The organism is Rhizobium sp. BR 249 (assembly GCF_047445895.1).
Lineage (GTDB): Bacteria > Pseudomonadota > Alphaproteobacteria > Rhizobiales > Rhizobiaceae > Rhizobium.
The window spans coordinates 1-20,446 of the sequence record NZ_JARWKX010000002.1; the positions used below are offsets into that span (position 1 = coordinate 1).

Genomic DNA, 20,446 nt, shown 5'->3' on the forward strand with positions numbered 1-20,446 from the left:
TCCCGTCTCGAAAACAACGCGCTTGGCGTGCGGAGCATGTTTGCGGATCATCTCTGCCAGAAGTTTGGGGTCCGAAGCGCATTTCCCCCGCCAGATCCGCTTACCTCCCTGCCGGATCGAGATCGCAGTCTCTTTCAATGAAACATCAAGCCCGATATATTGGTCCATGGTTGCCTCCATTCGATGTTTGGGCCCGGTTCAATCGTGAGCCCGTTTTGCCATCTTACCGGGGGCAACCACCCCAGACAGCCATCATCTGATAAATATGACATGGGGTGATCGCGCCGCGATTACCCCATGTTTTGCGTTAACGACATGCGTAGAAACAAAGACCTAAAGCGCGAGGAGCGGATCTGAAAGATCGCGACGCGCTTTAGTCTCGATGTCTGCCAAGCTGGTCATCGCCTGGTTCTCGGCCGCAAAGTGCGACAGGCATCTGCAAGAGGCGGATGCTTGCTCGGACATTAGATCGACTGATCTCAGTTTGGGCCGGCATTGGTCCAGTCGCATCGGAAGACCAGCATGGGTTTTGAGAAACCCTTGAGCCGCCGGCGTGTCGCGTGAGTGAATGGATCGGCGGCGCCGTATTCCCTGAAAACATTCTCCGAGACGAGAATCTGGTCGCTGGAAGCCGCCGCACAAAGACGCGCGGCAAGTTGCACGGTCGAGCCGAAGAGGTCGTTGCTGTCCTCGACCGGCTCACCGCAATCCAGTCCGATGCGGATATGGATGGGCTCGGCATTCCCGCCATTGTAATGCTTGAATTCCTTTTGAATCGCCATCGCGCATTCGACCGCGGCGACCGTTTCGGCGAAGGTTGCCATGATGCCGTCGCCGGTGTGCTTCACTTCGCGGCCCGAGTTTTGGCTGAGGCATCGACGCACCACGGCATCATGCGCCCTGACCATTTCCGTCGCAATTCGGTCGCCCAGGCGCGATGTCATTTCGGTCGATCCGACGATGTCGGTAAAAAGGATTGCCCGGTGAGCCGAATCCATTTCGGCGGACGATCGTCCGGGCGCAGGCTCGGGGTCATGGATGCGTCCCAGAAACGCTTCAACCGCGGATAACGCCACCTCGACGACCTCGCCGGCGACGAAGCCATGGGCCTCGCGATGCACGCATTGCGCCGTTTCCATATCCGGCGCATCGACGAGACAAAAGGCAGTCCCACGCCGCTGGTCGAACCAGTAGGTGAGGAACTTGACGCCGTACCTATCCTGAATGTCGAGGTCCATGCGATGCGCCTGGGCAACCTCGGCGGCTGACGTTCCCTCAAGATAGTGCCGGTCCATGAAGATGGGCATCGCGCGCTCCTCCCGATCTGCATCATATGGACATGCCGCATTGTACGTTCTGAAGGCTGCTCCGTCTACACCAGGCACAGTCGAGGAGTAGAATTGAAACCCAGTCGATGCTTTCAACCAATAAACCGCTGCCGGAAGAACCGAAAGGTTTCTTCACTCTGCCAGTGAATTTACATCGTGGAGCAGGGAAATCGGAAGCAGATACATGATTGTACACGCGATTGCTGCAATTTCTGGGAGAAGGACTGTTTTTTAATCGAAAAGCCTTCGTCGATGGTGGAACCCTGGGCACATTTAAGGCGTTCGAGAACATTTCGACGCTCCGATAAATCCGCCGAAGCGAGGGCTATGGCGACCTGGGAGACATGGCTGCCATCGACAGCGCAAGCCAACCTTCTGAAACTCGACCCTTCGACTGCGATTGACTCGGCTCTCATCCGGCATGCAAATTGCACGATACCCATGAGCTCACCGCAACTAGGAAAAGCTGTAGGAAAGTGAGACAGACGGCAAATTTTCGACCGGTCGGCTTGGCCTCAATGGGGCTAGGTCATTATGCCGTCATTAACTCTGTATGGGACGCCGCGCGCACGCTTCTCCACGATTGGCCGGTAGACGACGGCGAAGAATATCTCGAAGCCGTAAAGGCATGTCTTGACGCGATCATCGGCGATCTCAGGCCTGAAGACGTGCGGGCGGCATTCGTCAGAGCTGCCCAGGAGGCGGGCATCGCCGTCATAGAAGCCGCGGACTGAATGCCGCGCCTCGATTCCGAGCTCGGCTCAATCCGCTTTTTCGAACAGAAGATTGTCCGGCGCTTGACTTCCTCGGCCAAAGTTCTAAATTGGAACAAAACAGGAACATTGGAGGTGATCGTGACGCATACCGAACAGGTGATCGCCAACGCCCTAGCCCTTGTCGAAGCATCCCGCGCCGCGCGCGAGCGGGATCAGCTGCGACGTGCCGCATGGCAGAAAAAAGTCGAACTCAGCCGGCCGCTGCCGCCGTTGCCGCGCCCGGTTCAGTTGCCGCTGGCGCTGAACTGATGCTTTGCGCAAAGAGCCGAGCTTGGCCCGATGACGCTTGGGAAGTTGAAACCTTGCTTGCCTAGCTCGACGACAATGCCAAGGCGGCATGGACAAGGCGGGTGAGGAGGAGAGCATCCGAAGCCTGATATACGACGAGTGCATTCACCGAGGCCATTGCGCCCGTGCGTTGGGAATGGTTGTCTAGTGCCTCCGTCATCCTAACGCTTTCCGGTGATTCCCGATGTTCGATATTCTATGGCGCGGCCTGGCGATCGGCGCCGGCGCAACCATCCTCATGGACCTCTGGGCGATCGTGCTCAACCGGTTTTTCGGCCAGCCGGCGCCCAATTGGGCACCGGTCGGCCGCTGGTTCTGGCATCTCGGCCGCGGCAAGGTTTTTCATGAGAGCATCGCCGACGCCGAGCCCTATGCTGGTGAATTGGCGCTCGGCTGGATCAGCCACTATGTCGTCGGCATTCTCTATGGTGTGATCTTTGCGCTCATCATGGGATCGGCGTGGTTGTTAGCCCCAACATTTCTTCCCGCCTGGATCTTCGGCATCGTCACCGTGGGGGCAGGGTGGTTCCTGCTGCAACCGGGCCTTGGCCTCGGCTGGGCCGCTTCGAAGCATCCGACACCGAACAAGGTCCGCTGTTTCAATCTGTTGGCTCATACGGTGTTTGCGCTGGGGCTTTACGGTACGGCGTTGATTCTGCGCTGAGCCATCGTAGAGACCCCTCCCCAACCCCTCTCCACAAGGGGGAGGGGCTAAGTTGTGGTTCCCGGCGGTGACCAAAAAGACGGTTTTTCTGGCTGGTTCCCGTTCTACCGGTACGGTAGAGGCTATGTGAGGCGGTGCGGCATCTTAGCCCCTCCCCCTTGTGGGGAGGGGTTTTAAGCTACCCTCTGAACCTCGTCTCACCGCGCCGCCCAATTGGCGCCGCGGCGGAATATGGTCTTCATCTCGGGGACGTCGAATTCCTTGGCTTGATGGCCGAGTGAGGAGTAGAAGACGCGACCCTTGCCGTATTTGCGCTTCCAGACCACGGGCATGACGACGCCGTCGATCCAGTAGGCGTGATCGCCGGTGAACTTCGTCGTCGCCAGCACCTCGTTCGAGGGGTCGACATGCATGTAATATTGCTCTGACGTATAGGGGAAGTCGGCAATCCCCTCCATCAGCGGATCGTCGGGCCGGGTGATGTTGACGGTGTAGTCGATGATGTTGCCGGGGTGGGCCACCCACTGGCCGCCGATGATGAACTGGTAGTCGACGGAGTCGCGGAAGGCATCGCCTGCACCACCGTGATAGCCGGCGATGCCGACACCGCTTTCGATCGCGGCGGCAAGATTCTTCACTTCTTCCTTCTCGATCTTCGACATCGTCATGATCGGCACGACGAGGCTGAGATCGTGGACGGAAGGGTCGGCAAGCGCCTCGGTGCCGTGTTCGAGATAGACCTTGAAGCCGTCTTCCTCGAGCATGGTCTTGATGATTTCGGCGCATTCCTGCGGCTCATGGCCGCTCCAGCCACCCCAGACGATCAGTGCTTCACGCATTCTCTTTCCTCCTGAAACTACTTCGCCAGCCGTCCGTCGACGATGGAATCGGACAAGGGGGCAGGGCGTTCCACTGCTGTGGTGATCGTCATCGTTCGGCCGGTCGCAGCCGCGGTGTGGAAGGCTTCCATGATTTCGAGCACATGCAGCGCCAGATCGCCATTGGCGCGGTGCGGCCGGTTCGAGCGGATCGCATGCGCCATGTCGGCGACGCCGAGAGAGCGGAAGTTGCCCTCGGCATAGGGCGCGATGACCGGCTGGTCCTCGAAGGCGCCGCCCTTCTTCAGATATTCGACGGGGCCGGCGAATTTGTTGGGGTCGGGGACAATAAGCGTGCCTTCGGTTCCGTAGACCTCAAGCGGCACATGCTTGTGGCCGGCGACATCGAAACTCATGGCAATCTGGACGACGGCGCCGTTGGCAAAGGCCATCATGCCGGCGACATGGGTCGGTACATGCACGGGGATGCGCTCACCGTTGCGCGGCTCGCTGGTAATGAGTCGTTCGGCCCGCGGCGTCGTCGCAAAGCCTGCAACCTGCGCAACGGGCCCGAGAAGATTGACGAGATCGGTGATGTAATAGGGACCCATGTCGAGCATCGGCCCGCCGCCGACTTCGTAATAGAAGGCGGGGTTCGGATGCCAGCGTTCATGGCCCGGGCACATGAAGGTCGCTGAACCGCCGACCGGCTGGCCGATGACGCCTTGATCGATCAAGGTGCGGGCCGTCTGGTGGCCGCCGCCGAGAAAGGTATCGGGAGCTGCGCCGATGCGCAGATTTCTCGCCCTGGCGGCCTCCGCCAATTTTTTCCCTTCTGCGAAATTAATCCCGAGCGGCTTTTCGGAGTAAGTGTGCTTGCCGGCATCGAGTGCCTGCATCGCCACGGCGACATGGGCCTTCGGGATGGTCAGGTTGACGATGATCTCGACCTTGGGATCGGCGAAAAGCTCCTCGACTGATCTGGCGGGCACGTTGAATTCGGCAGCTTTCGCTTCTGCGAGGTCCCGGTTGAGATCGGCGACGCCGCGGATGTCGAGGATGGGGAAGGATGCCATCGCCGTGAGATAGGCGCCCGAAATATTGCCGCATCCGATGATGCCGATACCGACCTTGTCCATGAATTCCTCCATTGATCTAGATTGTGTCGCCCGTCAGAGCGCAGGCCCCGTGGTGCTCCAGGGCGATTCGTAGAGTTCGTAGAGCGCCACCGCAGCCGCACCTTGCGCCCAGAAATCGTCGCTCGAATCGTCGAAGACGAGTTCGCTGACGCCTTTCAGCGACGGTGGGATGGCGAGCGCATAGGCATCGCGCAGGCTGTTCAAAAAGGGTTCGCCGAGCGCCAGGCTGGAGCCGACCAGAATGACGCGGGGCGGCGCAAACAGTGTGACGATGTTGGCGATGGTCAATCCGACTGCTTCGCCGGCGCGGATGGCGGCGCCGATCAACCGGTCGTCATCGGCCTTGATCAGCGCCTGGGCGTGGGTCATGCCGCGCCCGAGACGGATCGCTTCGGCAAAACGCCCGTCGGCCTGCTGTTCGCCGAGGATCGCGCTTTCGCCGGCCTGGCTGAAAAGCCGCACAATGCCGTTCGGTCCCATCCCGAGCACGAGATCGCCGAGATTGTGGCTGAGGCCGCCAGCGCCGCGGAACAGGCGGTTGCCGTGCAACACGCCGAGCCCCAGCGTCTGTTCCAGCGAAATTAATACCATATCCTCGAGATCGCGGGCCTTTCCGAACCAGTGATGGCCGAGCGTGATGGCATGGGCGTCGCTCTCGACGATGGTCGGTGTCGACAGCCGCGTCGACATTTCGGCGGCGAAATCGACATTGGTGTCGCGAAAGATGGGGCTGCTTCTGATGTAGCCGGTGCGATGCTCGACGACGCCGGGAAAGCCGAGGCAGATGCTGTCGACATCGTCCAGCGACAGCCCGGCATCGACGACGCAGCGCCGGACCCCGTCCTCGACCAGATCGGCGATGACGCCGATCGGCTGCCGGTCGATGCGGATCGGCAAAGCGAGCTTCGACAGCACGTCGCCGCGGAAATTGGTGACGACGAACACCATCCGGTTGGCGGCGATCTTGCCGCCGACGACGCGGGCGGCATCGGGATTGAGCTCCAGCGCCACGCGCGGCCTGCCACGCACGGCCTCATTGCGGATATCGCCTTCATGGCGCGGCAGGATCAGCCCGTCATCGAGCAGCGAGGCAGTGATGGCGGAGACGGTTGTCGTCGAGAGTTCAGTCCGTTCGCTGATCTCGATGCGCGAGATCGGACCATGACGCCTGATAGTATCGAGCACGTTCAAGCGATTGATCGCGCGCATCAATTCTGGATCTGCGGTCTTCATGAAAAACTAGCCGGCATTGTTCGTTGGGCGGAAGCCAATATTTTTAACGGGTTACGAAATAAATAGCAGGCAATTACGCGGGCCTGTCAAGCGCATTTGGTAAAAATAGAGGCGATTGGGTTGACATCCGACGCAAGCTCCGCTGAATTATTCCGCATAGGGGAAAAATTGTGAGGATAGGTCCCCTGGGAGGAAAATCATGAATTTTATGCTGAAGAACGCCGCTTTCGGCGGCAGGCGCATCGTATCCATGGCCGCGGCAGCCGGCATGTTGTTGGCCGGAGCAGGTGCCGCCTCGGCGACGACAGTTGTCAAATGGCTGCATCTCGAACTCGATCCGAAAAACGTCGCGGCCTGGGAAGACATCGTCAAGAAATACGAGGCCCAGCATCCCGATGTCGACATCCAGATGCAGTTCCTCGAAAACGAGGCTTTCAAGGCCAAGCTTCCGACCTTGCTGCAGTCCGATGATGTGCCGGATTTCTTTTTCAGCTGGGGCGGCGGCGTCCTGAAGCAGCAGTCCGAGACCGGCGCGCTGCAGGATGTGACGGCAGCCCTCGATGCGGACGGCGGAAAATTGCGCAAGGCCTACACCCCGGCTTCGATCGACGGCCTGACCTTCGACGGCAAGACCTGGGCGATCCCCTATAAGGTCGGTCTGGTCAGCTTCTTCTACAACAAGGCGCTGTTTGCCAAGGCCGGCGTCAAGGCTGAGGATATCAAGACCTGGACCGATTTTCTTGAAGTGGTGAAGAAGATCAAGGCTGCCGGCATCGTGCCGATTGCCGGCGGTGGCGGCGAGAAATGGCCGATCCACTTCTACTGGAGCTATCTCGTCATGCGTGAGGGCGGCCAGAAGGTCTTCGAAGCCGCCAAGAAGGGCGAGGGCGAAGGCTTCCTCGATCCGGCAATCGTCAAGGCCGGCGATGATCTCGCCGAGCTCGGCAAGCTCGAACCTTTCCAGCCCGGTTATCTCGGCGCAACCTGGCCGCAGACGCTTGGTGTCTTCGGTGACGGCAAGGCGGCGATGATCCTCGGCTTTGAAGCGACCGAGGCCAACCAGCGCAAGAATGCCGGCGACGGCAAGGGCCTTGCGCCCGACAATATCGGCCGTTTCGTCTTCCCGACGGTCGAAGGCGGCGCCGGCAAACCGACCGATACGCTCGGCGGTCTGAACGGCTGGGCCGTCACCAAGAAGGCCTCCAAGGAAGCGATCGATTTCCTCGCTTTCCTGACGAATGCGGACAACGAGCGGGCGATGGCCAAATCAGGTATGCTCCTGCCCGTTGCCGTCGGCGCCGATGATGGCGTCGTCAACCCGCTGCTGGCCGAATCGGCCAAGCAGCTTGCGGGTTCGACCTGGCATCAGAACTTCTTCGACCAGGATCTCGGTGCGGCCGTCGGCCGTGTCGTCAACGACGTCTCGGTGGAAATCGTCTCCGGACAGATGAACTCCAAGGACGGCGCCCAGATGATCCAGGACGCTTTCGAACTGGAACAATAACCAGCGCCCGCAGAGCCCTCCCGGCGCTCCTGTTAAAAACGGAGCGCCGGCATCGCTGCCGACGAGATGCGAAAGCAGGAACCATGGCCAATATCTCAGTCCTCTCGACACCGAGCGCCGCAAGGCCGGCAAGACGAGCCGCAAACCGGAAGAGTTCGGTCGCCCACGACCGGCTGACGGTGCTGCTGCTCTTTCTGCCACCGGCGCTGCTGCTCTTCACGCTCTTCGTCATCATGCCGATGGGCGAGGCGGCCTGGTACAGCCTTTATAAGTGGAACGGCTACGGCACGCCGACCGAGTTCATCGCGCTCCGCAATTTCCAGGTTCTGTTCCGCAACGCGGCTTTCACTCAGGCGCTGGTCAATAACGGCCTGATCATCGTCATCTCGATCTGTATCCAGGTGCCGCTTGCCATCTGGCTTGCCACCATGCTGGCCCACCGCATTCCCGGCGTCGTCGGCTACCGCCTGATCTTCTTCCTGCCCTATGTACTGGCGGATGTTGCCGCAGGCCTCATCTGGCGCTTCGTCTATGATGGCGACTACGGCCTGTTTGCCGCCATTTCCAACTTCTTCGGCTTCGCCAACCCTTACGTGCTCGCCGACAAAGACGTGGCGATCTATGCCGTGCTCGGGGTCATCGTCTGGAAATATTTCGGCTTTCACATGATGCTGTTCATCGCCGGCCTGCAATCGGTCGATAAGAGCGTGCTGGAGGCGGCCGAGATCGACGGCGCCACCGGCTGGCAAAAGTTCCGTTATGTCACGCTGCCGCTGCTCGGCTCCACCCTGCGCCTTTCGATCTTCTTTGCCGTCGTCGGTTCGCTGCAGCTCTTCGACATGATCATGCCGCTGACCGGCGGCGGGCCGTCAAACTCGACGCAGACGATGGTCACCTTCCTCTACACCTACGGCGTCATGCGCATGCAGGTGGGCTTGGGCAGCGCCGTCGGCGTCGTGCTGTTCATCATCTGCGTGACGCTCGCCTTCGGTTACAAAAGGATTTTCATGCGCCATGACTGATATGAGCTCTTCCATCCGCATGCGCACGTCGACACGTATCTATCTCTACGTGTCGCTGAGCCTGATCGCGGCGATCGTGCTGGTGCCGCTGCTGACGACGGCGCTCGGCGGCTTCAAGACCCTGGGCGACCTGCGCACCAACCCCTTCGGCCTGCCGACGGAATGGCAATGGGCGAACTACACCGACATTCTCTTTGGTGAGCGCTACTGGCTGCAGATCGGCAATTCGCTTGTCATCGCAGCGCTGACCGTGCTGCTGACGCTGATCGTCTCGTCGATGGCGGCCTTCGCTTTTGCCCATGTCCGTTTCTTCGGCTCGTCCTTCCTGCTCAACTACTTCCTGCTCGGGCTGATGTTTCCGGCGGCGACCGCGATCCTGCCGCTCTTCATCCGCATCCGCGATCTCGGCCTGCTCAATACCTATTGGGGCGTGGTGCTGCCGCAGGTGGCCTTCGGTCTCGGCATGAGCATCCTTTTGTTCAGGAACTATTTCCGCAATCTTCCGGAAGAATTGTTCCAGGCGGCCTTCGTCGACGGCTGCGGTTATATGAGGTTCTTCTGGCATATCTCGCTGCCGCTCTCCCGGCCGATCGTCGCTACCGTCAGCATCATCTCCTTCGTCGGCAGCTGGAACAGCTACATCCTGCCGCTGATCATGCTGAACTCGGAATCCAAATATCCCTGGCCGCTCGGCATCATGGTCTATCGCGGCGAATACGGCACGGAATGGCAACTGGTGCTGGCCTTCATCACGCTGACCATCCTTCCGACCATCATCGTCTTCTTCGTCGCCCAGAGACACATCATCGCCGGATTGACCGCCGGTGCCGTGAAATCCTGAGCCGAACCATTGCCCAAACCATTGGAGCTGCAATCATGGCATCCGTTGAATTGAATGATGTAAGCAAGGCCTATGGCGCCGTCGACGTCATCCACGGCATCTCTCTTCATATCGAGGATGGCGAATTCGTCGCGCTCGTCGGGCCGTCCGGCTGCGGAAAATCGACCCTGCTGCGGATGATCGCCGGCCTCGAAGAGATCACCGACGGCGAGATTGCCATCGGCGGCAACGTCGTCAACGGCATGACGCCGCGCGAGCGCAACATCGCCATGGTCTTCCAGTCCTATGCGCTCTATCCGCACATGACGGTGGCTGAAAACATGGGTTTCAATCTGAAGCTTGCCGGCGTTGCCAAACCGGAGATCGAGGCTCGTGTCGCTGAAGCCGCCCGCATGCTCGATCTCGCCAAGCTGCTCGACCGCAAGCCGGCCCAGCTTTCCGGTGGCCAGCGCCAGCGCGTTGCCATGGGCCGAGCTATCGTCCGCAACCCGGCCGTCTTCCTGTTCGACGAGCCGCTCTCCAACCTTGATGCGAAACTCCGCGTGCAGATGCGTTCGGAAATCAAGACGCTGCACCAGAAGGTTAGGACGACCTCGATCTATGTCACCCACGACCAGATTGAGGCGATGACACTCGCCGACCGTATCGTCGTGCTCAATCACGGCAGGGTGGAGCAGGCGGGTACGCCGCTCGAACTCTATAAGAAACCGGCCAATCTCTTCGTCGCCGCCTTCATCGGATCGCCGGCGATGAACATGCTCGAGGGCACGGTGGACGGCGAAAACGGCGAGCCCGCCGCCCGCCTCGAAGACGGCACGGCGATCCGCATCGCGCCCGATCGCCGGGTGAAGGCCGGCCAGGCCGTCACCATCGGTCTGCGCCCCGAACATCTCGTTCCCGGTATCGGCAATGGCACGCCACTTGCCGGCCGAACCATGCTGGTGGAACCGACAGGCGCCCAGACCCATGTGGTCTTCGATCTTGCCGGACAGCAGGTCACGGCGATCGTCGACGGCGAATATCCCGCCCGTTACGGCGCCGTGTTCGAGGCCAGCATCGCCAGCGACCAGGTGCATATCTTCGACCGTGGCACCGGCGTGGCGCTATAGGCGAAGATGGCCACGGCCATCCTCGATCGACGCTCCTGCCTATTCCGCCGCAACCCGTTCGACGCCGTTGGCCTGCACGATCTCTTCCAGGGCCGCGAGCTCTTCCGGAGTGAGATCCGTCAGCGGCGGGCGAACGGGGCCGGGGTTCTGGCCGAGAACCTGGAGCCCGGCCTTGATGATGGAGACGGCATAGCCCTTCTTGCGGTTGCGCAGGGCGACGAAGGGGAAGAAGAAGCTCTTCAGGATCTCGTCGACGGTCGTCTGGTCGCCGGTGCGCAAGGCGCCGTAAAAGCGCTGGGCGAGCGCCGGGACGAAGTTGAAAACAGCCGATGAATAGGTCGTCACGCCGGCGGCGAAATAGGCCTGGGCATAGACCTCATGGGTCGGCATGCCGCCGACATAGACGAGACGGTCGCCAAGCCGCGTGGTGATCTCGATGACCTTGTCGACATCGCCGACACCGTCCTTGAAGCCGATCAAGTTCGGGCATTCCTCCGCGAGCCGCGCAATGCTGTCGGCGGTCAGGATGGCGTTGTCGCGGTTGTAGACGATGACGCCGATGCCGACCGATTGGCAGACCGCCTTGACATGGGCGATCAGGCCGGCCTGCTCGGCAAACATCAGATAGGGCGGCAGAAGCAGCAGCCCGTCCGCGCCGGCCTTTTCGGCCGCCTGTGCGATCTCGATGGCAAGCGACGTGCCGTAGCCGGTTCCCGAAATGATCGGCGTATTGCCGGCAGAGGCCTTGGCGGCTTTGACGACCTGCGGGATCTCGCTCGGGTTGAGGGAGAAGAATTCACCGGTGCCGCCGGCGGCAAAGAGAGCGGCGGCGTCGTAACCGGCAAGCCACTCGACATGGCGGCGGTACTTCGCCTCGTCGAATTTAAGCTGATCGTCGAAATGCGTGACCGGAAACGAGAGCAGACCACTGCCGACGGCCTTCTTCAATTCAATCGGGTTCATCATCAAGTCCTATTCCTTACGTGTTGAAAATCGGCCGTGTCAGGCGCTTTCGAGCGTCTGCAGAAGTGCCGCGATATAGCCGTAGCAGAAGGCGAAGGCCGTGGCGGAAGGGTCCTTCCCGCTGACGGTCGGCACATGATCGGGCATCAGCATATATTTGAAGCCGACTTCCTTGTAGATCCTGGCCGAACGGGCCATGTCCATGTCGCCCTCGTCGGGGAAGGTCTCCATGAAGGAAAGCTTGCCGCCGCGAATGTTGCGGAAGTGAACGTTGAAGATCTTGTTGCGCTGGCCGAACCAGCGGATGATGTCGTCGATTTCCTCGCCGGGATTTTCGAGCATCTCGCCGACCGAGCCCTGGCAGAAATTGAGGCCGTGATAGGGGTTTTCGCGCATCAGCACGAACTTCTTCAAGCCTTCGACCGTGCCGAGCACGCGCGTGACGCCGCGATAGCCCGGTGGCGTATAGGGATCGTGCGGATGGCAGGCGAGCCGGACGCGGTTGCTTTCGGCGACGGGAACGACGCGCTCCAGGAAATAGTCGATCCTTTCCCAGTTTTCGTCCTCGGACAAAACGCCGGCAAGGCCCGGTGCTGCCTGCTGGTCCGTCTTATCCCAGCGGAAGCTGGCGTTCAGCGAGCCGCCGCGCCCCGGTTCATCCGGCGTGCGGGGAATGCCGATCAGGTTGAGATTATATTTCACCGCCGGAATGCCGGCGGCCGCGACATTCTCGATCATCTTGCAGACGGCGTCGATCTGCCTGTCGCGCTCGGGACCGGCAAGCAGGATATCGGGATAGGAGGCTTTCTCGATCGGCTGCGAGGGCAGGGGGAGCTGGATCATGTCGAGGATCAGCCCGAAGCTCTCGACCTTGTCGCGATGACGCTCGATATCGGCAAGCGTCCAGCTGCTCGGCGCTCCCGGCGGATCGGCGCTGATATGCTTGACGCCCAGTTGCGCGAAGATGCGATAATCGTCGTCGTCGCGGGCGGCCACCTGTGTTCCCAGATACATTCCCAATCCCTCTGAAATTTACGATGTCATATGACATAATATGAATTTCGGAGAGTGTCGAGCCCTATTGCTGTTCGGCGAGCATGCGGTAGCGACGCTGGCTTGCCATCATATGGGCGCGCATTGCCTGGCGGGCGCGTTCCGGATCCTGATCGGCAATCGCCGAGAGGATCTCGACATGTTCGGCGTAGACCTTCTGCAGATAGTCGCGGTCATTGGCCTCGGGCAGCGTCGGAAACTGGCCGCGAGGGATGGCGCGCGGGCCGAAATGGCGCAGCACGTCGACATAGAAGCGGTTGTTCGTTGCTGCGGCAATCGCCATGTGGAAGGCGTAGTCGGCCTCCACCGTCTGCTGTCCACTCTCGATCAACTGCGCCATCCGGCGGTTGGCCTCGCGAATGGCCGCCTCCTGCTCGGCTGTGCGGCGATAGGCGGCGATTGCGGCCGCTTCACCTTCGGCCGCCATGCGAAACTCCAGCAATTCCAGGGTTTCCGGAATGCTTTTGATTTCCACCGGCGTCAGCGACAGAACGGAATGCGCCTTCGGATCGGCGACGAAGACGCCTTTGCCCTGGATCGGCCTGACGAAGCCAGCTGCCCTGAGATCGGCAATCGCCTCGCGCACGACAGTGCGGCTGACGCCGAAGGTGGCTTCCAGCTGCGGTTCGGTCGGCAGCTGGTCGCCGACGCGCAGCTTGCCCGTTTCGATTTGCGCCCGTAGCTGATCGATGACCTGCTGTGCCAGTCTTTGCCGACCGCGGCTGAGTGTCGTCATATCCGTTCCCCAATTCCCTTTGCATCACGTCTTCCGCTCGGCTCTTGCAAATCATATTCGACTTCGTTAAATCATAATACGACATACGGACGACATAATATGTCTTTCTTATAGTAATCCAGGGAGGAGTTACAATGAAGCATTTTTCCAAGGGCCTGTTCGTCGGCGCCGTCATCGGCGCGCTGACGATCGCAGCGCCTCAGCTCTATGCCGCCACACCGAAGGACCAACTGGTGATCGGGACATCGCTGGCACAGGTTCTGTCTCTCGATCCGCATCAGGCGACGGAGGGAAAAGCGGTCGAGATCATGTCGAATCTCTACGATCGCCTGGTCAACAGTACGCCGGACGGCGAGATCGTGCCGCAACTGGCGGAAAGCTGGAAGGTTGACGACAAGGGCATCACCTTCACGCTGCGCGAGGCCAATTTCGCCTCCGGCAATCCGGTGACATCGAAGGATGTCGTCTATTCGCTGGGACGGCTCCTGAAGCTCGACCAGGCTGCTGCCGCAAACCTCAAGCGCGTCGGCTATGACAAGAACAACGTCGACAAGCTCGTCACGGCGGTCGACGACAAGACGGTTCGCATCGATTTTTCCGGCCAGGTGACTGCCGAGATGCTGCTCTACCGGCTCGCGGCCTCGACCACCAGCGTGGTCGACAGTGTCGAAGTGCAGAAGCATGTTGCCGACAACGACTGGGGCAATGCCTGGATGCGCACGCACTCGGCCGGCTCCGGTCCGTTCACCCTCAATCGCTGGTCTCCGAACGAACTCGTGATCCTCGACGCCAACAAGGATTATGTGGCCGGCGCTCCGAAAATGAAGCGCGTCATCGTTCGCCACGTTCCGGAGAGCCAGGTCGAGCGATTGATGCTCGACCGGGGTGACATCGATATTGCCAGCGCGCTGACGGCAGCCGATCTTGCGACCTTCAACGATAAGAAGGGCTTTACGATCCAGCGGATTCCCACCGGCGGCTTTTACGTGCTGTCGATGAATGCCGGCAATAAGTACCTCTCCAACCCGAAGGTTCGCGAGGCCATTGCCTACGGTATCGACTACAAGGGCATCGAAAAGACGATCATGGGTCCTTACGGGCGGGCGAGAAACGTGCCCGTTCCGGAGAATTTCGAATATGCGATCCCCAATCCCGATTGGCATCTCGACGTCGAAAAATCCAAGCAGCTGTTGGCCGAGGCAGGGTTCAAAGACGGCTTTTCGCTGTCGCTGAAGACCATCGCCCAGACGCCGCGCATCGATCTCGCCACGGCCATCCAGGCATCGCTCGCCCAGGTTGGCATCAAGATCGATATCCAGCAGGGCAACGGCTCGGAAATCATCGCCGCCCACCGCGCCCGGGATTTCGATCTGCTGATCCCGCAGACCAGCGCCTACATGCCGAATGTCCTCGGCTCGATGGAGCAGTTCTCGTCCAATCCGGACAATTCCAAGGAAGCCAACAATGCCGGCAACTTCGTCTGGCGCTCGGCCTGGGACATTCCGGAACTCACGGCCCTGACGGCAAAGGCATCGATGGAGCCGGACGCCAAGAAGCGCGGCGAGCTCTATGTCGAAATGCAGAAGATGTTCGTCGAGCAGAACCCGGCGGTGCTTCCGATGTTCGAACGCTTCGAGCCGATCGTCCTGTCGAGCAAGGTGCAAGGATATGTGGGGCATCCGACCCAGCTGACGCGTCTCGAGAACGTCACGAAGTCTGAAGCCCAGTAATACTCCCGAGGCAGCCGATCATGAAGGAACTCTCTGTAGCCGAATTTGGCCGACGCCTGGCGCATTTGCTGGTCAGCCTGTTCATCCTCCTCTGCGTCACCTTCGTGATCGGCCGCGTCCTGCCCACTGATCCCGTCGGCGCGATCGTCGGCGAGCTCGCCGATCCCGCAGCCTATGCGGCGATGCGCACGCGCCTCGGCCTCGATCTGCCGATCTACCAGCAGTTTTTCCTCTATCTGAACGGGTTGGCCCATGGTGATTTCGGCACGGCCGTGCTCACCGGCAATCCCGTCTCTTCAGACCTCGCTCAGGCCTTCCCGGCGACGTTCGAACTCGCCACGCTTGCCGTGATCATTTCGACCTTCGTCGGCGTGCCGCTCGGCCTGGTCGCGGCCTTGTTTCGCGATAGCCTGATCGACAAGATCGCCCGCGTGGTTGCCCTCGTCGGTCATTCGATCCCGGTTTTCTGGTTCGGCATCGTCGGGCTCGTCATCTTCTATGCCGGCCTGAACTGGGTCGGCGGGCCGGGCAGGGTCGATGTGTTTTACGAAGGGCTCGTCACGCCGCAGACCGGGCTGCTGTTGGTCGACAGCCTCCTGCAGGGTGAGACCGAGATCTTCTGGAATGCGCTCGGCCATATCATTCTGCCGGCCTGCATCCTTGCCTATGCCGCCATGGCCTATATCACGCGCATGACCCGCAGCTTCACGCTGGAGCAGTTGAGCCAGGATTACGTCATTGCCGCCCGCGCCAAGGGAGTGAGCCCGACCGGCACGATTTTGCGCCACGTCCTGCCGAATATCGCGGTGCAGCTGATCACCATCCTTGCCATTTCCTATGGCGGGCTTCTCGAAGGCGCCGTCGTCACCGAGATCGTCTTCTCCTGGCCGGGCATCGGCCAATATATGACCAACGCGCTGATGATCGGCGATATGAACGCCATTGTCGCAGCCACCATCATCGTGGGATTCATCTTCATGTTCCTGAACTTCCTGGCCGACGTCGCCTACGCCGTCCTTGATCCGCGCATGAGGGAGGCAGCCCGATGAGCGATGCCGTTCACAGCGAGATTCAGATCCGTCCTCCAAGCGTGCCGAGCCGGGTTGCCGCCTCCTTTGCCCGCGCCGGCCGCAAACTGGCCGACGAACCGCTCGGCCTTGCCGGCTTCGCCGTCCTTGGCATCCTCTGCGTCGTCGCGATCTTCGCGCCGCTTCTGGCGCCCTATGATCCGACCATACAGGCGCTTGGCGATGCCTTGCAGCCTCCGAGCCTCGCTCACCTGGCGGGTACGGACGAATTCGGGCGGGATATTCTGAGCCGTCTCATCTTCGGCACGCGCATCACCATCCAGACCGTGCTTGCGGTCTCCCTGATCGTCGGGCCGATCGGGCTGCTGATCGGCGTCGTCGCCGGCTTCTTCGGCGGCAATACCGACGCCTTTCTGATGCGCGCCACGGATATCGTTCTTTCCTTCCCGTCGCTGATCCTGGCGCTCGCCTTTGCCGCAGCACTCGGCGCGGGGCTGGGCACGGCGATCATCGCCATCTCGCTCACGGCATGGCCGCCGATCGCAAGGCTTGCCCGCGCCGAGGCGCTTGTCGTCAGAAATGCCGATTATGTCGTCGCCGCCCGCCTTTATGGTGCGTCGCCGATCCGCATTCTTCTCCTCTATATCGCACCCATGTGCATTCCCTCGGTCATCGTGCGCCTGACGCTCAACATGGCGGGCATCATCCTGACGGCGGCCTCGCTCGGCTTTCTCGGCCTCGGCGCTCAGCCGCCCGCGCCGGAATGGGGCGCGATGATCTCCAACGGCCGCAAGTTCATGCTCGATTACTGGTGGGTCGCCGTCATGCCGGGTATCGCCATCCTGCTGACGAGCCTTGCCTTCAACGTCGCCGGAGATGCTCTGCGCGACATTCTGGATCCCCGCCATGCAAGATCGTGATCTCCAGCCCGTTCTGTCAGTCAAGGACTTGAGCGTCCGTTTCGGGCGAGGCGCGGTCCCCGCCGTGTCCAATGTCAGTTTCGACGTCGGACGAGAACGTGTCGGCATCGTCGGCGAATCCGGCTCCGGAAAATCGACGACCGGCCGCGCCGTCATGCGCCTTCTGCCGCCGGCCGCCGTGGTTTCTGCCGAGCGTCTGGATCTGACAGGCAGTTCGCTTCTCTCGAAGACCGAGCGTCAGATGGGCGCGCTTCGCGGCAAGGATATCGCGCTGATCATGCAGGATCCGCGCTATTCCCTGAATCCGGTGCTCTCGATCGGCAAGCAGATCGCCGAGGCCGCGCGCCTTCACCTCGGCCTTCGCGGCAAGCCGGCGCAGGATGCTGTCCGCGCCATGCTGGAGCGCGTGCGGATCAGCGATCCGGAGCGGGTCATGGCGCTTTATCCCCACCAGATTTCAGGCGGCATGGGCCAGCGTGTAATGATAGCGATGATGCTGCTGGCGCGGCCGAAGCTCGTCATCGCCGACGAGCCCACCTCCGCGCTCGATGTCAGCGTACGGAAGGATGTGCTCCTGCTGCTCGACGAACTGGTGCGGGAGAACAATTCGGGCCTGCTCCTGATCAGCCACGACATCCGCATGGTGGCGGCCTTCTGCGAGCGCATCATCGTCATGTATGCCGGCAAGATCGTGGAAACCCTGACCAGCCTGGAAGAGGCTCGCCATCCCTATACCCGCGGGCTGATATCAGCGCTGCCCGACCCGAAGAACCCGGTTCGCCGGCTTGCGGTTCTCGACAGGGCCAAACTCGATCTGGAGACGGCGCAATGATCAACGTGCGGGACCTCGATGTCGTCTTCGCCTCAGGCAAGAACAGGAACCATGTCGTCAGGGGCATCAGCTTTCAGGTCAACCCTGGCGAAACACTGGGCATCGTCGGCGAATCCGGATGCGGTAAATCGACGGTGCTGCGCTGCCTCGCCGGGATGGAAAGTGGTTGGACGGGCCGGATCGAGCTCGGCGGAAAACCGATCGGAAAGAAGCGCTCCCGCGAGGAACTGACCTCAGCCCAGATGGTGTTTCAGGACCCCTACGGGTCTCTGCATCCTCGCCATCGTATCGGCACCGCACTGGCCGAGCCGCTGCGCGCCATGGGACATTCCGATATCTGGTCCAAGGTCGAAAAGGCATTGATCCAGGTGGGGCTTCCTGCAAGCTTTGCAAGTCGTTTTCCGCACGAGCTTTCCGGCGGCCAGAGGCAGCGCGTGGCGATCGCCCGGGCACTCATCCTGTCGCCGCCGATCCTGCTGCTCGACGAACCGACATCGGCGCTCGACGTTTCCGTCCAGGCCGAAATCCTGAACCTGCTTGCCGATCAACGCGAAGAGAAGGGACTGACCTATCTGCTCGTCAGCCACGATCTCGCTGTGATCGCCCATATGTGCGACCGGGTACTGATCATGAAGGATGGCGGCTTCGTGGATGAACTCACGAAGGAAGATCTGCAGGCCGGCATCACGCATGATGCCTATGCGCGAGAGCTGTTCGAAGCGAGCTTTATGGAAGCTTGATCAGGGTGTTTTGCAATAGCTTGCGAAAGCGTCGAGGAAACGGCGCATCTCGTCCTGACGCTGAGGCTGGGAAAGCTGCTCGCCAATCTCGTCCGGTGAAAGCTTCATCAGATGGAGGCGAAGGAAGAGTTTTTCGTTGAAGCGATCGCTCAGTGTGGCGAGAACGGTGCGAAGCTGGTGCAGCATGTCGTCGCCGCGATGCGACGCGTGCGCAAGCACGATCGGTTTGCCGATCACTTCGTTGCGGGAGACGAGCCAGTCGATGGCGTTCTTCAACCCGCCGGGAATAGACCTGATATATTCGGGGCTCGCCAGGATCAGCCCGTCGGCATCCGCGATCGCGTTCGCAAAGGCTACCACTTCACGCGGAGGTTCCTGCTCCAGGTCGGGCGAAAAGACGGGAAGTTCTCCCAAGCGGTCATAGACCGAAACCTGATGCGTCGCGCCCGCAACCGACTGAAAAGCATAGAGCATGGCGGTGTTGGTGGAGGCCCGGCGGGCGCTTCCGGATATTGCCAGGAATTTCATGATCGCGGCATAACCTCCTGCAGGCGCCTGACAGCAGCAACGCTGCCCCTTTCGACGAGATGGCAGGAAAGCTCGACGCGCCGCCGCGGCGTCGCAAGGCCGAGCATCATGTCGCGCAGCAGATCGAGCGCGGTGGCGCCGAGTTCGCGCATCGGAATATGCACGGTCGAGAGCGGCGGATTGAGAAAAGCCGATTGCGGCAGGTCGTCTATGCCCATGACGGAAATGTCTTGGGGCACAGCATAACCCATCGCCTGCAATCCGCGCACGGCGCCGTTTGCAAGGCTGTCGCCCGCCGTCAGGATGGCTGTGAAGAACAGGCCCTTCTCGCGGATAAGCTGAGTGACGGCTTCGGCGCCGAGTTCCGGCAGCCAGTCGTCGACTTCGAGTACCAGATCGGCATCAGCCGTCAGCCCGTGATGCAGCAGGGCATCGCGCCAGCCCTCCAGGCGTCGCTCGATCGTCCGCCGTCCCGGCCGCAGCATGAACAAGATGCGTTGATGCCCCGCCTCGATCAGCCGCTCGGCGGCGATGAAGGCGGCCGAACGGTTGCAGGGCGTCACACTCGAAAGCCGCATATAGGGATCGTCGCTGTTGACGAGCACGACGGGCTTTCCGAGATCGGCGGCGGCGGCAAGCATATCCTCCTCGTCGACGGTCAGGATCAGCATGCCGCCGAAGCTCGCATCGTCCCGCATCTCGGCGATGACGCGCGCTTCATCCGCCTGGTCGGCGATGGGACGCATCGCCATCTCGATGCCGAGGGCGGCTGCGCGGGCATTCAGTCCTTCGAGCACGTAGAGCGTGAACTGGTTACGAACATAATCGATCATCGCCGCACCGGAGGCGACGAGCATCACCTTTTTGCCCGCCACACTCGCCGGCAGGGCGTAGCTGACCTCGCTTGCCGTTTCCAGCACCAGCTTGCGGATCTCGGGCCTCACGCCCTTTTCGCCGGCCAGCGCCCGCGACACGGTGCTGATCGATACGCCGCATCTGGCGGCAATATCGTCGAGGCGCGTGCGCCTGCCTTTTTTCTGCTCCGCTGCCATGACATCTCCTCGCTCCCTCTCTGTTATGCAAAAATCTTTCACATTGCGCAAATGGAATGCCTATGCACAATTGTCGCGAGGAGTCCGCAACAAAGCAGGGAGGCTGAAGATGCGGCTTGACGGGCAGTCCATGCGTCGGCTT

At 61.0% G+C, this 20,446-nt stretch carries 21 protein-coding genes and 1 pseudogene; 12 read left to right on the top strand and 10 right to left on the bottom strand.

Going from position 1 to position 20,446, the window contains the following annotated elements; genetic code table 11:
* Positions 1 to 168 (bottom strand): annotated as a pseudogene (locus tag QD408_RS02555) (IS110 family transposase); the annotation flags it as partial.
* Between the two features lie 311 nt (positions 169 to 479).
* Entirely contained in the window at positions 480 to 1,307 is an 828-nt protein-coding gene (locus tag QD408_RS02560; protein WP_088685109.1) for a nickel-binding protein, read from the bottom strand.
* A 497-nt stretch (positions 1,308 to 1,804) separates the two neighbouring features.
* Between QD408_RS02560 and QD408_RS02565 the strand changes: the two genes are divergently transcribed.
* The 3 genes from QD408_RS02565 (at position 1,805) to QD408_RS02575 (ending at position 3,056) form a co-directional block, all read left to right on the top strand.
* Positions 1,805 to 2,062, top strand: coding sequence for a DUF982 domain-containing protein (locus QD408_RS02565; RefSeq protein ID WP_414138240.1), 258 nt, complete (start codon positions 1,805 to 1,807; stop codon positions 2,060 to 2,062).
* Positions 2,063 to 2,353, top strand: coding sequence for a hypothetical protein (locus QD408_RS02570; RefSeq protein WP_414138416.1), 291 nt, complete (start codon positions 2,063 to 2,065; stop codon positions 2,351 to 2,353).
* A 223-nt stretch (positions 2,354 to 2,576) separates the two neighbouring features.
* The gene (locus QD408_RS02575) at positions 2,577 to 3,056 is read left to right on the top strand and encodes a DUF2938 domain-containing protein (RefSeq protein WP_088685106.1); all 480 of its coding nucleotides are present in this window, start codon (positions 2,577 to 2,579) and stop codon (positions 3,054 to 3,056) included.
* A gap of 197 nt (positions 3,057 to 3,253) precedes the next feature.
* On the opposite strand, the gene QD408_RS02580 is transcribed toward QD408_RS02575, so the two are convergent.
* From QD408_RS02580 to QD408_RS02590, 3 genes are read right to left on the bottom strand one after another with little or no spacing between them, the layout of a single operon-like run.
* Entirely contained in the window at positions 3,254 to 3,895 is a 642-nt protein-coding gene (locus tag QD408_RS02580; RefSeq protein WP_088685105.1) for a ThuA domain-containing protein, read from the bottom strand.
* A gap of 17 nt (positions 3,896 to 3,912) precedes the next feature.
* A complete protein-coding gene (locus QD408_RS02585) occupies positions 3,913 to 5,013 on the bottom strand; it encodes a Gfo/Idh/MocA family protein (RefSeq protein WP_414138241.1) in 1,101 nt (366 codons plus the stop codon).
* Between the two features lie 33 nt (positions 5,014 to 5,046).
* A complete protein-coding gene (locus tag QD408_RS02590; protein ID WP_088685103.1) occupies positions 5,047 to 6,246 on the bottom strand; it encodes an ROK family transcriptional regulator in 1,200 nt (399 codons plus the stop codon).
* 199 nt (positions 6,247 to 6,445) lie between these two features.
* Here QD408_RS02590 and QD408_RS02595 point away from each other — a divergent pair, with 199 nt between their 5' ends.
* The 4 genes from QD408_RS02595 to QD408_RS02610 all read left to right on the top strand — a co-directional run bounded on the left by QD408_RS02595 (position 6,446) and on the right by QD408_RS02610 (position 10,722).
* Positions 6,446 to 7,750, top strand: a complete 1,305-nt coding sequence (locus QD408_RS02595) for an ABC transporter substrate-binding protein (protein WP_414138242.1) — start codon at positions 6,446 to 6,448, stop codon at positions 7,748 to 7,750.
* Between the two features lie 83 nt (positions 7,751 to 7,833).
* On the top strand, positions 7,834 to 8,772 hold the full coding sequence (locus QD408_RS02600) for a carbohydrate ABC transporter permease (RefSeq protein ID WP_088685101.1): 939 nt from the start codon (positions 7,834 to 7,836) through the stop codon (positions 8,770 to 8,772).
* Positions 8,765 to 9,613, top strand: coding sequence for a carbohydrate ABC transporter permease (locus QD408_RS02605; protein ID WP_088685100.1), 849 nt, complete (start codon positions 8,765 to 8,767; stop codon positions 9,611 to 9,613). The genes QD408_RS02600 and QD408_RS02605 overlap by 8 nt, the downstream gene beginning before the upstream one ends.
* A gap of 35 nt (positions 9,614 to 9,648) precedes the next feature.
* Positions 9,649 to 10,722, top strand: a complete 1,074-nt coding sequence (locus QD408_RS02610) for an ABC transporter ATP-binding protein (RefSeq protein WP_414138243.1) — start codon at positions 9,649 to 9,651, stop codon at positions 10,720 to 10,722.
* A gap of 39 nt (positions 10,723 to 10,761) precedes the next feature.
* Here QD408_RS02610 and kdgD read toward each other — a convergent pair whose 3' ends face one another.
* The 3 genes from kdgD to QD408_RS02625 form a co-directional block, all read right to left on the bottom strand.
* Positions 10,762 to 11,688, bottom strand: a complete 927-nt coding sequence (gene kdgD / locus QD408_RS02615; protein WP_414138244.1) for a 5-dehydro-4-deoxyglucarate dehydratase — start codon at positions 11,686 to 11,688, stop codon at positions 10,762 to 10,764.
* 36 nt (positions 11,689 to 11,724) lie between these two features.
* The gene (locus QD408_RS02620) at positions 11,725 to 12,699 is read right to left on the bottom strand and encodes a mannonate dehydratase (protein WP_088685097.1); all 975 of its coding nucleotides are present in this window, start codon (positions 12,697 to 12,699) and stop codon (positions 11,725 to 11,727) included.
* Between the two features lie 64 nt (positions 12,700 to 12,763).
* A complete protein-coding gene (locus tag QD408_RS02625; protein ID WP_414138245.1) occupies positions 12,764 to 13,474 on the bottom strand; it encodes a FadR/GntR family transcriptional regulator in 711 nt (236 codons plus the stop codon).
* Between the two features lie 134 nt (positions 13,475 to 13,608).
* Between QD408_RS02625 and QD408_RS02630 the strand changes: the two genes are divergently transcribed.
* From QD408_RS02630 to QD408_RS02650, 5 genes are read left to right on the top strand one after another with little or no spacing between them, the layout of a single operon-like run.
* The gene (locus QD408_RS02630; RefSeq protein ID WP_088685095.1) at positions 13,609 to 15,204 is read left to right on the top strand and encodes an ABC transporter substrate-binding protein; all 1,596 of its coding nucleotides are present in this window, start codon (positions 13,609 to 13,611) and stop codon (positions 15,202 to 15,204) included.
* 20 nt (positions 15,205 to 15,224) lie between these two features.
* A complete protein-coding gene (locus QD408_RS02635) occupies positions 15,225 to 16,253 on the top strand; it encodes an ABC transporter permease (RefSeq protein ID WP_414138246.1) in 1,029 nt (342 codons plus the stop codon).
* Complete coding sequence (locus QD408_RS02640) at positions 16,250 to 17,152, top strand: ABC transporter permease (RefSeq protein ID WP_414138247.1); 903 nt, start codon at positions 16,250 to 16,252, stop codon at positions 17,150 to 17,152. Before QD408_RS02635 ends, QD408_RS02640 begins: the two co-directional genes overlap by 4 nt.
* Positions 17,139 to 17,984: an ABC transporter ATP-binding protein gene (locus QD408_RS02645; RefSeq protein WP_088685092.1), complete on the top strand. Its 846-nt coding sequence runs from the start codon at positions 17,139 to 17,141 to the stop codon at positions 17,982 to 17,984. Before QD408_RS02640 ends, QD408_RS02645 begins: the two co-directional genes overlap by 14 nt.
* Positions 17,981 to 18,724, top strand: coding sequence for an ABC transporter ATP-binding protein (locus QD408_RS02650; protein ID WP_088685091.1), 744 nt, complete (start codon positions 17,981 to 17,983; stop codon positions 18,722 to 18,724). Before QD408_RS02645 ends, QD408_RS02650 begins: the two co-directional genes overlap by 4 nt.
* Here the strand turns inward: QD408_RS02650 and QD408_RS02655 are convergent, their stop codons facing one another.
* Both QD408_RS02655 and QD408_RS02660 read right to left on the bottom strand, forming a co-directional pair.
* Entirely contained in the window at positions 18,725 to 19,252 is a 528-nt protein-coding gene (locus QD408_RS02655) for an NADPH-dependent FMN reductase (RefSeq protein ID WP_414138248.1), read from the bottom strand.
* On the bottom strand, positions 19,249 to 20,304 hold the full coding sequence (locus tag QD408_RS02660; protein WP_414138249.1) for a LacI family DNA-binding transcriptional regulator: 1,056 nt from the start codon (positions 20,302 to 20,304) through the stop codon (positions 19,249 to 19,251). Before QD408_RS02660 ends, QD408_RS02655 begins: the two co-directional genes overlap by 4 nt.
* Positions 20,305 to 20,446 lie beyond the last annotated feature (142 nt).

Coding starts and splice junctions, on each gene's coding strand:
- QD408_RS02580 (WP_088685105.1), bottom strand. CDS start 3,895: ATGCGTGAAGCACTGATCGTCTGGGGTGGCTGGAGCGGCCATGAGCCG.
- QD408_RS02605 (WP_088685100.1), top strand. CDS start 8,765: ATGACTGATATGAGCTCTTCCATCCGCATGCGCACGTCGACACGTATC.
- QD408_RS02560 (WP_088685109.1), bottom strand. CDS start 1,307: ATGCCCATCTTCATGGACCGGCACTATCTTGAGGGAACGTCAGCCGCC.
- QD408_RS02630 (WP_088685095.1), top strand. CDS start 13,609: ATGAAGCATTTTTCCAAGGGCCTGTTCGTCGGCGCCGTCATCGGCGCG.
- QD408_RS02625 (WP_414138245.1), bottom strand. CDS start 13,474: ATGACGACACTCAGCCGCGGTCGGCAAAGACTGGCACAGCAGGTCATC.
- kdgD (WP_414138244.1), bottom strand. CDS start 11,688: ATGATGAACCCGATTGAATTGAAGAAGGCCGTCGGCAGTGGTCTGCTC.
- QD408_RS02640 (WP_414138247.1), top strand. CDS start 16,250: ATGAGCGATGCCGTTCACAGCGAGATTCAGATCCGTCCTCCAAGCGTG.
- QD408_RS02595 (WP_414138242.1), top strand. CDS start 6,446: ATGAATTTTATGCTGAAGAACGCCGCTTTCGGCGGCAGGCGCATCGTA.
- QD408_RS02650 (WP_088685091.1), top strand. CDS start 17,981: ATGATCAACGTGCGGGACCTCGATGTCGTCTTCGCCTCAGGCAAGAAC.
- QD408_RS02620 (WP_088685097.1), bottom strand. CDS start 12,699: ATGTATCTGGGAACACAGGTGGCCGCCCGCGACGACGACGATTATCGC.
- QD408_RS02570 (WP_414138416.1), top strand. CDS start 2,063: ATGCCGCGCCTCGATTCCGAGCTCGGCTCAATCCGCTTTTTCGAACAG.
- QD408_RS02610 (WP_414138243.1), top strand. CDS start 9,649: ATGGCATCCGTTGAATTGAATGATGTAAGCAAGGCCTATGGCGCCGTC.
- QD408_RS02585 (WP_414138241.1), bottom strand. CDS start 5,013: ATGGACAAGGTCGGTATCGGCATCATCGGATGCGGCAATATTTCGGGC.
- QD408_RS02575 (WP_088685106.1), top strand. CDS start 2,577: ATGTTCGATATTCTATGGCGCGGCCTGGCGATCGGCGCCGGCGCAACC.
- QD408_RS02635 (WP_414138246.1), top strand. CDS start 15,225: ATGAAGGAACTCTCTGTAGCCGAATTTGGCCGACGCCTGGCGCATTTG.
- QD408_RS02645 (WP_088685092.1), top strand. CDS start 17,139: ATGCAAGATCGTGATCTCCAGCCCGTTCTGTCAGTCAAGGACTTGAGC.
- QD408_RS02590 (WP_088685103.1), bottom strand. CDS start 6,246: ATGAAGACCGCAGATCCAGAATTGATGCGCGCGATCAATCGCTTGAAC.
- QD408_RS02660 (WP_414138249.1), bottom strand. CDS start 20,304: ATGGCAGCGGAGCAGAAAAAAGGCAGGCGCACGCGCCTCGACGATATT.
- QD408_RS02655 (WP_414138248.1), bottom strand. CDS start 19,252: ATGAAATTCCTGGCAATATCCGGAAGCGCCCGCCGGGCCTCCACCAAC.
- QD408_RS02600 (WP_088685101.1), top strand. CDS start 7,834: ATGGCCAATATCTCAGTCCTCTCGACACCGAGCGCCGCAAGGCCGGCA.